Source organism: Proteus sp. ZN5, assembly GCF_011046025.1.
GTDB lineage: Bacteria > Pseudomonadota > Gammaproteobacteria > Enterobacterales > Enterobacteriaceae > Proteus.
The window spans coordinates 3,641,068-3,656,156 of sequence record NZ_CP047639.1; the positions used below are offsets into that span (position 1 = coordinate 3,641,068).

7 protein-coding genes, 2 tRNA genes, 2 rRNA genes and 1 other annotated feature are annotated in these 15,089 nt (G+C 42.5%); of the genes, 3 read left to right on the forward strand and 8 right to left on the reverse strand.

From position 1 onward, the window contains the following. Positions 1 to 57: 57 nt before the first annotated feature. From GTK47_RS16805 to rluD, 7 genes are all read right to left on the reverse strand, one after another. Positions 58 to 3,234, reverse strand: a 23S ribosomal RNA gene (locus tag GTK47_RS16805). Positions 3,235 to 3,549: 315 nt separating this feature from the next. Next, positions 3,550 to 3,625, reverse strand: a tRNA-Ala gene (locus GTK47_RS16810). A gap of 159 nt (positions 3,626 to 3,784) precedes the next feature. Beyond that, positions 3,785 to 3,861 (reverse strand) — tRNA-Ile (locus GTK47_RS16815). A 71-nt stretch (positions 3,862 to 3,932) separates the two neighbouring features. Continuing rightward, positions 3,933 to 5,476 (reverse strand): 16S ribosomal RNA (locus GTK47_RS16820). Together the 16S and 23S rRNA genes with 2 tRNA genes alongside form the textbook arrangement of a ribosomal RNA operon. Before the next feature lie 580 nt (positions 5,477 to 6,056). Then, positions 6,057 to 8,630: an ATP-dependent chaperone ClpB gene (clpB, locus tag GTK47_RS16825; RefSeq protein ID WP_165125318.1), complete on the reverse strand. Its 2,574-nt coding sequence runs from the start codon at positions 8,628 to 8,630 to the stop codon at positions 6,057 to 6,059. Positions 8,631 to 8,776: 146 nt separating this feature from the next. After that, entirely contained in the window at positions 8,777 to 9,508 is a 732-nt protein-coding gene (gene yfiH / locus GTK47_RS16830; protein ID WP_165125321.1) for a purine nucleoside phosphorylase YfiH, read from the reverse strand. After that, a complete protein-coding gene (gene rluD / locus GTK47_RS16835) occupies positions 9,509 to 10,486 on the reverse strand; it encodes a 23S rRNA pseudouridine(1911/1915/1917) synthase RluD (protein WP_075672439.1) in 978 nt (325 codons plus the stop codon). Positions 10,487 to 10,621: 135 nt separating this feature from the next. Here rluD and bamD point away from each other — a divergent pair, with 135 nt between their 5' ends. From bamD to pheA, 3 genes are all read left to right on the forward strand, one after another. Next, positions 10,622 to 11,356, forward strand: coding sequence for an outer membrane protein assembly factor BamD (gene bamD, locus GTK47_RS16840; protein WP_075672429.1), 735 nt, complete (start codon positions 10,622 to 10,624; stop codon positions 11,354 to 11,356). A gap of 271 nt (positions 11,357 to 11,627) precedes the next feature. Then, the gene (gene raiA / locus GTK47_RS16845; RefSeq protein WP_165125324.1) at positions 11,628 to 11,963 is read left to right on the forward strand and encodes a ribosome-associated translation inhibitor RaiA; all 336 of its coding nucleotides are present in this window, start codon (positions 11,628 to 11,630) and stop codon (positions 11,961 to 11,963) included. Between the two features lie 155 nt (positions 11,964 to 12,118). Further along, positions 12,119 to 12,233, forward strand: a sequence feature (Phe leader region). Positions 12,234 to 12,268: 35 nt separating this feature from the next. Next, a complete protein-coding gene (gene pheA, locus GTK47_RS16850) occupies positions 12,269 to 13,426 on the forward strand; it encodes a bifunctional chorismate mutase/prephenate dehydratase (protein WP_165125327.1) in 1,158 nt (385 codons plus the stop codon). A 70-nt stretch (positions 13,427 to 13,496) separates the two neighbouring features. Here the strand turns inward: pheA and GTK47_RS16855 are convergent, their stop codons facing one another. Continuing rightward, positions 13,497 to 14,837 (reverse strand): anaerobic C4-dicarboxylate transporter, encoded by a 1,341-nt coding sequence (locus GTK47_RS16855; RefSeq protein ID WP_165125330.1) that lies wholly within the window; start codon positions 14,835 to 14,837, stop codon positions 13,497 to 13,499. Between the last annotated feature and the right edge of the window lie 252 nt (positions 14,838 to 15,089).

Here is a 15,089-nt window from a genome sequence, read left to right on the forward strand (position 1 = left end):
TAAACAAGCTTACTTCATCTACTGTTTGTCTCTCAGACAAAACACCTTCGGTGTTGTCAGGTTAAGCCTCACGGTTCATTAGTACTGGTTAGCTCAACGTATCGCTACGCTTACACACCCAGCCTATCAACGTCTTAGTCTTAAACGTTCCTTTAGATCACTCAAGGTGACAGGGAAGACTCATCTCGAGGCAAGTTTCCCGCTTAGATGCTTTCAGCGGTTATCTCTTCCGCACTTAGCTACCGGGCAATGCCATTGGCATGACAACCCGAACACCAGTGGTGCGTTCACTCCGGTCCTCTCGTACTAGGAGCAACCCCTCTCAATCTTCCAACGCCCACGGCAGATAGGGACCGAACTGTCTCACGACGTTCTAAACCCAGCTCGCGTACCACTTTAAATGGCGAACAGCCATACCCTTGGGACCTACTTCAGCCCCAGGATGTGATGAGCCGACATCGAGGTGCCAAACACCGCCGTCGATATGAACTCTTGGGCGGTATCAGCCTGTTATCCCCGGAGTACCTTTTATCCGTTGAGCGATGGCCCTTCCATTCAGAACCACCGGATCACTAAGACCTACTTTTCGTACCTGCTCGAGCCGTCACTCTCACAGTCAAGCTGGCTTATGCCTTTGCACTAACCGCATGATGTCCGACCATGCTTAGCCAACCTTCGTGCTCCTCCGTTACTCTTTAGGAGGAGACCGCCCCAGTCAAACTACCCACCAGACACGGTCCCCCGATCCAGATTATGGACCTAGGTTAGAACATCAAACGTTAAAGGGTGGTATTTCAAGGTTGACTCCATGCAGACTGGCGTCCACACTTCATAGTCTCCCACCTATCCTACACATCAAGGCTCAATGTTCAGTGTCAAGCTATAGTAAAGGTTCACGGGGTCTTTCCGTCTTGCCGCGGGTACACTGCATCTTCACAGCGAGTTCAATTTCACTGAGTCTCGGGTGGAGACAGCCTGGCCATCATTACGCCATTCGTGCAGGTCGGAACTTACCCGACAAGGAATTTCGCTACCTTAGGACCGTTATAGTTACGGCCGCCGTTTACTGGGGCTTCGATCAAGAGCTTCTCCCTAAGGATAACCCCATCAATTAACCTTCCAGCACCGGGCAGGCGTCACACCGTATACGTCCACTTTCGTGTTTGCACAGTGCTGTGTTTAATAAACAGTTGCAGCCAGCTGGTATCTTCGACTGGCTTCGGCTCCGTCCGCAAGGGACTTCACTTACCGCCAGCGTGCCTTCTCCCGAAGTTACGGCACCATTTTGCCTAGTTCCTTCACCCGAGTTCTCTCAAGCGCCTGAGTATTCTCTACCTGACCACCTGTGTCGGTTTGGGGTACGATTGTTGGTAACCTGAAGCTTAGAGGCTTTTCCTGGAAGCAGGGCATCAATTGCTTCACCACCTTAGTGGCTCGTCATCACACCTCAGCATTAAGTGACCGGATTTGCCTAATCACTCTGCCTACATGCTTGAACCGGGACGACCGTCGCCCGGACAACCTAGCCTTCTCCGTTCCCCCATCGCAGTTACCACCAGTACGGGAATATTAACCCGTTTCCCATCGACTACGCTTTTCAGCCTCGCCTTAGGGGTCGACTCACCCTGCCCCGATTAACGTTGGACAGGAACCCTTGGTCTTCCGGCGTGCGGGTTTTTCACCCGCATTATCGTTACTTATGTCAGCATTCGCACTTCTGATACCTCCAGCATGCCTCACAGCACACCTTCGCAGGCTTACAGAACGCTCCCCTACCCAACGAACGTATCCTTAAATTCGCTTATCTGGCTTTCGCCTCGACTTTAATGGACGCATTGACGTCACTTTGTTCCGTCAATCGTTTTTCACTCAAACAAATTTAAGTGATACGTTCGCTGCCGCAGCTTCGGTGCATGGTTTAGCCCCGTTACATCTTCCGCGCGGGCCGACTCGACCAGTGAGCTATTACGCTTTCTTTAAATGATGGCTGCTTCTAAGCCAACATCCTGGCTGTCTGAGCCTTCCCACTTCGTTTCCCACTTAACCATGACTTTGGGACCTTAGCTGGCGGTCTGGGTTGTTTCCCTCTTCACGACGGACGTTAGCACCCGCCGTGTGTCTCCCGTGATAACATTCTTCGGTATTCGCAGTTTGCATCGAGTTGGTAAGTCGGGATGACCCCCTAGTCGAAACAGTGCTCTACCCCCGAAGATGAGTTCACGAGGCGCTACCTAAATAGCTTTCGGGGAGAACCAGCTATCTCCCGGTTTGATTGGCCTTTCACCCCCATCCACAAGTCATCCGCTAATTTTTCAACATTAGTCGGTTCGGTCCTCCAGTTAGTGTTACCCAACCTTCAACCTGCCCATGGATAGATCACCGGGTTTCGGGTCTATACCCTGCAACTCATTCGCCCAGTTAAGACTCGGTTTCCCTACGGCTCCCCTATACGGTTAACCTCGCTACAGAATATAAGTCGCTGACCCATTATACAAAAGGTACGCAGTCACCCCATCCTCAAATGTCCCGCTTGCTTTTACTGTCAAACTGGCTCGATTTTTTAACTTCCGTTGCTCGTGTACTTCTATGTACACTGCGCGACGGCTTGAAAAAATCAATCCACTTTGTAGGTAAACGCTGCGCTGTTTTCGAGTGGTTTGTCCAATCACTCAGTGCGAGGCACTTGAGTGATGGGGCTCCTACTGCTTGTACGTACACGGTTTCAGGTTCTTTTTCACTCCCCTCGCCGGGGTTCTTTTCGCCTTTCCCTCACGGTACTGGTTCACTATCGGTCAATCAGGAGTATTTAGCCTTGGAGGATGGTCCCCCCATATTCAGACAGGATAACACGTGTCCCGCCCTACTCGTCGAGTTCACAATAACAGCATCTTCAGATACGGGGCTATCACCCTTTACTGCCGGACTTTCCAGACCGTTCTCCTGATGCTGCTATTGATTAAGACTCTGGGCTGTTCCCCGTTCGCTCGCCGCTACTAGGGGAATCTCGGTTGATTTCTTTTCCTCGGGGTACTGAGATGTTTCAGTTCTCCCGGTTCGCTTCATGATGCTATGTATTCACGTCATGATAATATCCATTGGATATTGGGTTTCCCCATTCGGAAATCGTCGGGTATAACGGTTCATATCACCTTACCGACGCTTATCGCAGATTAGCACGTCCTTCATCGCCTCTGATTGCCTAGGCATCCACCGTGTACGCTTATTCGCTTAACCTCACAACCCGAAGGTGTCTTCTAAAACGGATTGCTGCGCTTCATGATTTTGACGTTGGGCAGTGCTCGCAATGCTCACATACTTTGAGTATGCTCCGCTTGCTGTGCGCTGTCCGCCTTGAAATCATTTTGCTCGCATATCCTTTCTGAAGAGTACTTTCAGATTTGAGATTTTGAGAGACTCATCAATATACCTCGGTGATATATTGATTTGTTTTCAATTTTTCAGCTTGTTCCAGATTGTTAAAGAGCAAAATAATTCGCAGTATACTATTGCTAATATACTCTGAATTATTGTTTTATATTCAAGAGATTATGGTGGAGCTAAGCGGGATCGAACCGCTGACCTCCTGCGTGCAAGGCAGGCGCTCTCCCAGCTGAGCTATAGCCCCATAATGCATTCTTTAATACCGTTTTTGTTTCTCAGGTTTCTCTCTTATCGGAAGTGTTCCTTTAAGGAAGAATTGAGCCAATCGCAGTGAGACAAGGCGTGGAGCCACGAAGTTTACATCAGTAAACGAGTGGATTCACAACGCAGTATCAATACGATTTGGTAGGCCTGAGTGGACTTGAACCACCGACCTCACCCTTATCAGGGGTGCGCTCTAACCACCTGAGCTACAAGCCTATACCGGTATTTCTGCTCGTTCTTCATCAGACAATCTGTGTGAGCACTGCACATAACACGTATCTCTTAGGTAAGGAGGTGATCCAACCGCAGGTTCCCCTACGGTTACCTTGTTACGACTTCACCCCAGTCATGAATCACAAAGTGGTAAGCGCCCTCCCGAAGGTTAAGCTACCTACTTCTTTTGCAACCCACTCCCATGGTGTGACGGGCGGTGTGTACAAGGCCCGGGAACGTATTCACCGTAGCATTCTGATCTACGATTACTAGCGATTCCGACTTCATGGAGTCGAGTTGCAGACTCCAATCCGGACTACGACAGACTTTATGAGTTCCGCTTGCTCTCGCGAGGTCGCTTCTCTTTGTATCTGCCATTGTAGCACGTGTGTAGCCCTACTCGTAAGGGCCATGATGACTTGACGTCATCCCCACCTTCCTCCGGTTTATCACCGGCAGTCTCCTTTGAGTTCCCGCCATTACGCGCTGGCAACAAAGGATAAGGGTTGCGCTCGTTGCGGGACTTAACCCAACATTTCACAACACGAGCTGACGACAGCCATGCAGCACCTGTCTCAGAGTTCCCGAAGGCACTCCTCTATCTCTAAAGGATTCTCTGGATGTCAAGAGTAGGTAAGGTTCTTCGCGTTGCATCGAATTAAAACCACATGCTCCACCGCTTGTGCGGGCCCCCGTCAATTCATTTGAGTTTTAACCTTGCGGCCGTACTCCCCAGGCGGTCGATTTAACGCGTTAGCTCCAGAAGCCACGGTTCAAGACCACAACCTCTAAATCGACATCGTTTACAGCGTGGACTACCAGGGTATCTAATCCTGTTTGCTCCCCACGCTTTCGCACCTGAGCGTCAGTCTTTGTCCAGGGGGCCGCCTTCGCCACCGGTATTCCTCCACATCTCTACGCATTTCACCGCTACACGTGGAATTCTACCCCCTCTACAAGACTCTAGCCAACCAGTTTCAGATGCAATTCCCAAGTTAAGCTCGGGGCTTTCACATCTGACTTAATTGACCGCCTGCGTGCGCTTTACGCCCAGTAATTCCGATTAACGCTTGCACCCTCCGTATTACCGCGGCTGCTGGCACGGAGTTAGCCGGTGCTTCTTCTGCGGGTAACGTCAATTGCTAAGAGTATTAATCTTAACACCTTCCTCCCCGCTGAAAGTACTTTACAACCCTAAGGCCTTCTTCATACACGCGGCATGGCTGCATCAGGCTTGCGCCCATTGTGCAATATTCCCCACTGCTGCCTCCCGTAGGAGTCTGGGCCGTGTCTCAGTCCCAGTGTGGCTGATCATCCTCTCAGACCAGCTAGAGATCGTTGCCTAGGGTGAGCCATTACCTCACCTACTAGCTAATCCCATATGGGTTCATCCGATAGCGCAAGGTCCGAAGAGCCCCTGCTTTGGTCCGTAGACGTCATGCGGTATTAGCCACCGTTTCCAGTAGTTATCCCCCTCTATCGGGCAGATCCCCATACATTACTCACCCGTCCGCCGCTCGTCAGCAAGAAAGCAAGCTTTCCCCTGTTACCGCTCGACTTGCATGTGTTAGGCCTGCCGCCAGCGTTCAATCTGAGCCATGATCAAACTCTTCAATTAAAAGTGTTTGATGCTCAAAGAAATCGAAAACTTAGCTATTCATAAATGAATTACTTTTGTTGTTCACTCTTCAAGACTTGATACATCTAATATTTTAGAAGATATCGTCTCTGCGAGTGCCCACACAGATTGTCTGATAATTTGTTAAAGAGCAATGCAACATTCGCTGCCGTTTCCGGTCTTCTGCGTTGTTGCGAGGAGGTGCATTCTACATCTTCCTCATTCAGTGTCAAGCGTTTATTTACAAGGCTTTTCACTTTTTTTCTTCGTTCTCTCAACTAACTCACTTAGCGTGGTTTGCCGTGACAACGAGGGCGCATTATAGGGAGTTTTCTGAGTGTGACAAGTATTATTTAAAAAAAAACTTCCAACAGCGCACTTAATAATCAAACCGGCCTTTTGGGTACAAATAATAGACAATTAGTGTCTAAAAAAGTTTCAAATATAAAAAACACTATTTGTAGATTATCTTTATTCTCCCTCATTAAGACATAAAACATAAAAAAAGAGGCTTATATAAGCCTCTTTTTCAATTTAATGACATCTCTTCTTTATCAAAATCAATAGAGAAGAAGCCCTATTACTGTTTTGCAATTATCTTATTGTCATCTAAATCTAAGATAATCTCTTTGCCCGGTAATAATTTGCCAGACAAGATATCTTGAGCTAATGGGTTTTCAACCTCTTGCTGGATAGCTCGTTTCAATGGGCGAGCCCCATAGATTGGGTCGAATCCAACTTCGCTCAATTTCTCTAATGCAGCGCCTGTAATTGTAACGTGATAACCACGCTCTTCTAAACGCTGGTATAAACGACGCAACTGAATTTGTGCAATCGCAGCAATGTTTTCTTTACCTAATGGGTGGAATACCACAACTTCATCAATACGGTTAATAAACTCTGGTCTGAAATGATGGCCAACAACATCCATCACAATAGTTTTCATTTCAGGGTAATCAATTGTCCCGAAACGTTCTTGAATTAAATCAGACCCTAAGTTCGATGTCATAATCACAACTGTATTACGAAAATCGACAGTTCTGCCTTGTCCATCCGTTAAACGACCATCATCCAATACTTGTAATAAAATATTGAATACATCTGGATGCGCTTTTTCAACTTCATCTAATAAGATAACTGAATAAGGGCGACGACGAACGGCTTCTGTTAAATATCCACCTTCTTCGTAACCAACATATCCTGGAGGCGCCCCCACTAAACGAGAAACGGAGTGTTTTTCCATAAACTCAGACATATCGATACGAACCATTGCATCATCACTATCAAACAAGAAGTTCGCTAGCGCTTTACACAACTCAGTCTTACCAACCCCTGTTGGTCCTAAGAACAAGAACGAACCTATTGGGCGATTAGGATCAGATAATCCAGCACGACTACGACGGATAGCATTAGATACTGCACTTACAGCCTCAGCCTGGCCAATAACACGTCTATGTAATTCTTGTTCCATTCTTAGCAGTTTTTCACGTTCCCCCTCTAGCATTCTAGATACAGGAATACCTGTCCAACGCGCTAAGATCTCAGCAATCTCAGCATCAGTGACTTTATTGCGTAACAGCTTCATATGCTTATCTTCAGCTTTATTAGCTTCGGCAAGCTGTTTTTCTAATGTCGGAATTTGTCCATATTGGATCTCTGACATTTTAGCTAAATCACCACTACGGCGAGCTTGTTCTAATGCAATACGTGCTTGCTCTAATTCAGACTTAATATGCTGAGTACCCGTAAGCTCCACTTTTTCTGCTTTCCACTCTTCTTCTAAAACAGAATATTCTTTCTCTTTTTCAGCAAGTTCTTCATTTAGCATTTCTAAACGTTTTTTACTTGCATCATCAGACTCTTTTTGCAGTGCTTGTTGCTCAAGTTTAAGCTGAATAATACGTCTATCAAGTCTATCTAATGCTTCTGGTTTTGAATCCATTTGCATACGTAGGCTTGCACCCGCTTCATCAATCAAGTCAATCGCTTTATCTGGCAACATACGGTCAGAAATATAGCGATGAGATAAAGTCGCTGCAGCAACAATCGCGGGATCGGTAATTTGAACATGATGATGAAGTTCATAACGTTCTTTCAGACCACGCAAAATAGCGATCGTGTCTTCTACTGTTGGCTCTGCCACATACACTTTTTGGAAACGACGTTCTAATGCCGCATCTTTTTCAATGTATTGACGATATTCATCAAGTGTTGTTGCACCCACACAGTGCAATTCACCACGTGCTAATGCAGGTTTTAACATATTTCCTGCATCCATAGCGCCTTCGGCTTTACCTGCACCAACCATTGTATGTAATTCATCAATAAACAGAATAACGCTACCTTCCTGTTTAGATAAATCATTTAAAACAGCTTTTAAACGTTCTTCAAATTCACCACGATATTTAGCACCAGCTAATAACGAGCCCATATCCAAAGAAAGCACACGTTTATTTTTTAAACCTTCAGGGACTTCACCATTAACAATACGTTGAGCTAAACCTTCAACTATTGCCGTTTTACCTACCCCTGGTTCACCAATAAGTACAGGGTTATTTTTAGTACGGCGTTGTAGAACTTGAATAGTTCTTCTTATTTCTTCATCACGACCAATGACAGGATCGAGTTTGCCTTGTTCTGCTCTTTCCGTTAAATCCACAGTATATTTTTTCAATGCCTGACGTTGGTCTTCTGCATTTTGATCGTTCACTGTTTCTCCACCACGTATTTTTTCAATCGCTATCTCAAGACTTGCTTTATTCGCTCCGGCTGCTTTTAGCATGTCAGCAACTTGACCACCGGTTTCCATCGCAGCTAAAAGAAAGAGCTCTGATGAAATAAATTCATCACCTTTTTTCTGTGCCAATTTATCGCACAAATTAAGGTGCTTAATTAAATCATTTGAGGGATGAACCTCTCCACCAGCACCTTCGACTTTAGGTAATCGAGACAAAGCATCATTAATTCTCTCATTAAATTGCGATGCATTAACACCTACAGATGTTAATAGAGGGCGAATTGAGCCACCTTGTTGATTAAATAACGCACTCAGTAAATGTATGGGTTCTATAAATTGATTATCGTTCCCAAGTGCCAATGACTGGGCGTCTGCGAGAGCTTGCTGGAATTTATTGGTTAATTTATCCAGACGCATAACACCTCCAAGTAAAATTTAAAGTAAAATTCGTAACTGGAGAATAGATGAGGTCATTTTGACAATATTCAAGCTCAAAATAAAAATTCTGAGCAAAAATATTTATCAATATTTGAGATAAGTGAGAAAAAACGTTGAGAGGAAGTTTATTTAATCCAGATTAATGATGCCATTCGCCCTGTTATATGCTCTCGTCTATAAGAGAAAAAGCGCGATGGATCAGTTACAGTACAAAAATCACCACCATAAATCTGAGTTACTCCACTTTCCTGTAAGATTATTCTCGCTAACATATAAATATTAGCTAAGTATTTACCATTGTGGGGAATAAAAGCAGGCTCAAAGGCAATATTTTTTTCGATAAACGCCAACCGAACTTCTGCACCGACCTCAAAAGCGGTTGGTCCAATGGCTGGCCCTAACCATGCCATAATTTGGTCTTTAGGTGTTTTAAAATGCGCAAGTGTATTTTGTAATACACCGTGGCAAAGCCCTCGCCATCCACCATGAGCAGCGCCAACTTCTGTTCCATCAATCGTTGTAAAAAGGACAGGCAAACAATCTGCCGTCATAATTGCGCAAACTTTTTTCTTAGTAGAGGCGTAAAGGGCATCACCTTGTACTTCATTATTTTTCTCAGTATTTAGTGTAACAACATGAGTGCCATGAACTTGTTCAAGCCATAGTGGCATTTCAGGCAGTTGAGCTTGTTGGCAAAGTCTGCGTCTATTTTCTTCGACATCAGACAATTTATCACCAACATGAGTACCTAAGTTGAGGCTATTATAGGGTGGCAAACTAATCCCCCCTTCTCTCAAGGTACTGCAAGACCCAATATTTTCAGGTTGTGGCCAATCTGGAAAAATCAATGAAGTCATTTACCAATCCATTTCATCTTTAAACTGTTCAACGTCAGCTTTTAGCACATCGATAAGCTTAACCATATCATCAGGCAATGGTGCATGCCATTCCATTTCAATACCCGTTATCGGATGATAAAGACGTAGCATCGTTGCGTGCAAAGCTTGTCTATCAAACAAACGTAACGTTTCACGTAATTCATCTGAAGCCCCTTTTAAAGGACGAGGTCTTCCTGCATAAAGCTGATCACCAATTAACGCATGGTGAATATGAGCCATATGAACACGAATTTGGTGAGTACGGCCAGTTTCTAAACGTAAACGCAAACGTGTATGAGCACGGAAATGCTCCATAACACGATAATGTGTTACTGCTGGTTTACCCATTGGGTGCACAGCCATATGAGTACGTTTAGTTGGATGTCGAGAAATAGGTTCATTCACTAATCCACCAGCCGTCATTCTTCCTGTTGCAACAGCTTCATACTCACGGGTGATTTCACGACGTTGTAAAGCTTCTACTAAATGCGTTTGTGCAGGAACTGTTTTTGCAACAACCATTAAACCTGTTGTATCTTTATCCAATCGGTGGACAATACCTGCACGAGGTACATTAGCAATCTCTGGATAGCGATAAAGTAATGCATTTAATACGGTGCCATCTGGGTTACCAGCACCAGGATGTACAACGAGATCTCTTGGCTTATTGATAACTAAAATATCATCATCTTCATAGACGATATTTAACGGAATATTCTGAGGCTCCCAGCGAACTTCCTCTTCAATTAAGGCATCGACTTCAATTTTTTCACCGCCAAGCATTTTTTCTTTTGGCTTATTGATGATTTTATCGTTAACCTGCACTCTATTGTCTAAGATCCACTCTTTTATACGAGATCTTGAATAATCAGGGAACATTTCGGCCAAAGCCTGATCTAAGCGTTGACCCAGCTGTGAATCTGCGACTGTAGCATTAAGTCGTATTTGTTGAGACATAAATAATTTTCTATTAATTAAGTTAGTGTTTTGACGGCACAGCCGTTTCATTTAAAATGAGTTATAGTGTAACCGATTTCAGGGGAGCTTCACGGAGAGACTCCCCAAACCTATTCAGAGGATAATCAATACGTGATGAGACGCATTAAATACCTGGTGGCAGCGGCCACTGTAAGCCTGTTACTTGCTGGCTGTTCGAGTTCAGACAAAGACGCTACTGCCGATATGTCGCCTTCTGAGCTTTACTCAACCAGTCAGGAAAAATTGCTAGATGGCAATTATGGAGCGGCTATCAAACAATTAGAGTCTCTCGATAATCGCTATCCTTTTGGCCCTTATTCGCAACAAGTTCAACTCGATCTGATTTATGCTTATTATAAATCAGCAGAACTACCAATGGCGATTTCTGCAATCGACCGTTTTATGCGATTAAACCCAACCCATCCTAATATCGACTATGTTCTTTATATGCGTGGCTTAACGGCTCAAGCATTAGATGATAGTGCATTACAAGGATTCTTTGGTATTGATCGTTCAGACCGTGATCCTCAACATGCAATCGTGGCATTTAAAGATTTTAGTCAATTAGTTCGTTACTATCCAGACAGCCTTTATGTCGCCGATGCAACCAAACGCCTAGTCTTTCTTAAAAACCGTTTAGCGAAGTATGAGCTTTCTGTTGCGAAATTCTATACTAAACGAGGGGCTTATGTCGCGGTTATTAATAGAGTAGAGCAAATGATGCGTGATTATCCTGATACACAAGCCACTCGTGATGCGCTTGTCTACATGGAAAACGCTTATAAAGAATTAGGTCTGACACAAGAAGCTGAAAAAGTAGCTTCACTGATTGCAGCAAATCCAGCCTAACTAAAACATCACCATCAAAAACAGCAGCTTATCGCTGCTGTTTTTTTATTCTTTTCTAGCTAAATCGTCTTTACTTTTCATCAGCCCAACCTTCCTAATATGACTGAATAAATGCAACTTAACAAGCGGTCTTTTTCAGCTATTTATCATTTGTCACGTTTCTATTACTAGTTACACATACATCTAACAAAAAGTGATTTTGATCATGTTTTAAATTGTATATCACTATATTCTGAAGTTATCGAAGACGGAGTAATAAAGAGGTAACTATATGATTATAAATATTACTAGCAAACAAATGGAAATTACCCCAGCACTACGTGAACACATTGAAAGCCGTCTAACTAAACTCAATAAATGGCAGGTGAATTTAATCAATCCTCATATTATTCTTACGAAAAGTCCTAAAGGTTTTAGTGTTGATGCCAGCATTCATACACCAAATGGGCAACTGGTCGCTAATGCACAACACGCCGATATGTATGTTGCAATTAATGACTTACTGGCAAAACTTGAACGTCAATTAAACAAAGTTCAGCATAAAAACGAATCTCGTCGGGCTGATAACAGCCTGAAAGAAGAGAATTTACTTGTCGATGAAATGTAAATAGTAAAGCAAGATTAAAAATTAGAATAAATCACTGACTCAAAACGCCTCTGCGCATCCTCGTGATGCGCTTTTTATTGTATTTTTCTTGACTCCTTTCACATCATCATGTTTGATAGCTATATGTTAAATAATTTACCAATCAATATAATGAACAAACATTCACATTTGCCTTTCTTCTTTTTCTTTTTACTCTTTCATTAAGAGGCTTTGTCATTTCAGAAAGAAAAGTAAGAACGACAATAGCCTCCAACTGGAGGCTTTTTTATTTATGATGGTATGACATAACGGTATAGGGCTTAAACATGGAAAAACTCGATTTATTAGCAATCAGAGATAAAATCACGACGTTAGATTCAGAATTACTAACGTTGTTAGCAAACAGACGCCAATTATCTGCTGATGTCGCTCAATTTAAATTGAATACACATCGCCCTATTAGAGATAAAAATCGTGAGCGTGAATTACTTGATTTATTAATTGAGAAAGGAAAAAACGTTGGGCTAGATGGTTTCTATATTAGTCGTATTTTTCAAATGATCATTGAAGACTCTGTCTTAACGCAACAAGCCATCCTACAACAACATCTCAATGCAACACCTAATGAGTCAGCTAGAATTGCTTATTTAGGGCCTAAAGGCTCTTATTCACATATTGCCGCTCGTCAATATGCAGCTCGCCATTTTGATACCTTCATTGATTGTACTTGTCAGAAATTTGACGACATTTTTACACTTGTCGATACCGGTCAAGCTGATTACGGTTTACTGCCAATTGAAAATACCAGCTCTGGTGCAATTAATGATGTTTACGATTTACTGCAAACAACATCCATCTCTATTGTTGGGGAAATTCGCATTCCTATTAATCATGCACTTTTAACGAGTGTTGATAGCAGCACAGAAGAATTGCAAACTATTTATAGTCACCCTCAACCCTTCCAACAATGTAGCCATTATTTAAATCAGTATCCAAACTGGAAGATTGAATATTGCGAAAGCACAGCCGCTGCAATGGAAAAAGTAGCTCTTGCACAATCGCCACACGTTGCTGCTATTGGTAGTGAAGCCGGTGGCTCTCTTTATGGTTTAAAACCCTTAGCCAATAATTTAGCAAACCAGCAAATAAACGTAACTCGCTTTATCGTTATTGCGCGAAAAGCGATTGATGTTTCAGACCAAGTTCCTGCTAAAACAACCTTCTTAATGGCAACAGGGCAACAAGCAGGTGCATTAGTTGATGCATTAATGATTTTAAAAAAATACGACATTATTATGACAAAACTTGAGTCACGTCCTATTAATGGCACTCCTTGGGAAGAGATGTTTTATATTGATGTTCAAGCAAATTTACGTGATATCAATATGCAAAAAGCCTTACACGATTTATCGCAAACAACACGCTCATTAAAAGTATTAGGCTGTTACCCTTCAGAAAATGTTGTTCCTGTTGAAGTGAAATAACCTCATACAAAGATAAAAGCCAGATAGCGTACAACTATCTGGCTTTTTTTATGTTCTTATTTAACGTTAATTATAAGAAACCATACATCGCAGCAAATACCCAACCAAAGACACAGGAAACTGTTACACCAATTAATCCCGGCAGAATAAAGCTGTGGTTAATAACAAAACGCCCTATTCGAGTTGTACCAGAACGGTCAAATTGAATTGCCGCTAAGTCACTAGGGTAAGTTGGCAGAATATAATAACCATAACAAGCTGGTGCCGATGCGATGATATAAGCAGGATCAACACCAATACCCAATGCTAAAGGAACAATCGCAGCTAAAGCCGCCGCTTGAGAGTTAACAAACTTAGATACTAATAATAAGACAACCGCATATGCCCAAGGATATTCTCGTACTAATTGCCCCAATGCCGCTTCTATTTCTTTCATATGCGCAGAGAACATAGTTTCTGCCATCCAAGCAATACCATACACAGCAACAATTGCGATCATCCCTGAACGGAATACTTCATTTTTAGAAATAAGAGAAGGGTTAGTTTTACAGATAATAATAATTGATGCGCCAGCTAATAACATAAACATCTGAATAACGAGTACCATAGATAATGGTTTACCATTAAATACAGGACGTATTTCAGAGAAAGCCCCTAATATTGCAACAACAGCAATTGCACCTAAGAATATCCACATTGCTACCCAGTTTTTCATTGGCAGCTTTTTATCTAGAAGCGTTGCTGTATCACCATAAACATAATCATGGTTTTCAGGTACTGAAATAAATTCTTGGAAGCGTTGGTCTTTATCTAAGTCTTTTCCTCTAAACCAGCTAAAGATACCAATAGCTAAAATACCGATAAAAGTTGAAGGAATAGTGATTGCTAATAAATCTAAAAACTCAAGGTGTTTACCATTAAAGGTTACATCACCGAGCATTGCGACTAATGTAACAACGGCAACGGAAACTGGGCTGGCAATAATCCCCATTTGAGAGCCAATTGTACTTGCCGCCATTGGTCTTTCAGGGCGAATATTATTTTTAATCGACACGTCATAAATAATCGGCAATATGGTATAAACAACGTGTCCGGTACCACATAATATTGTAAGAGTACAAGTTACAAGTGGTGCAACAATAGAAATATATTTTGGATTTTTACGTAATAACTTTTCTGCTATTTGCAACATAACATCTAACCCACCAGATGCTTGTAATGTTGCTGATGCAGAAACAACGGCAATAATAACTAGCATTACATCAACAGGTGGTTTTCCCGGAGGAAGTTTAAAAATGAAAACTAAAATAACCAGACCTACACCACCTAATAAACCTAATGCAATTCCCCCTTTCCTAGCCCCATAAAATAGACACACTAATATAATGGCGAGTTGTATTAAAAAATCCATAAATTACCCCTTGAAAAACACGTCGGAATATAAATAAAAAATAATACAATTGAGTTTTTAGCACTTCTTGCAAAAAAAAGAGTTTATAAAATATAATTTACGATATTTGTTATAGTCATTTTTTTGATCATTGTTATAGTTTTCATAATACCTTTTAATTTCATTCAGTTTTAAGATCTCATCAACAAATAACTTTTAATAAAAAGACAATATCGAACATTAATTATTCTTTAATTAAACCCGACAATAACA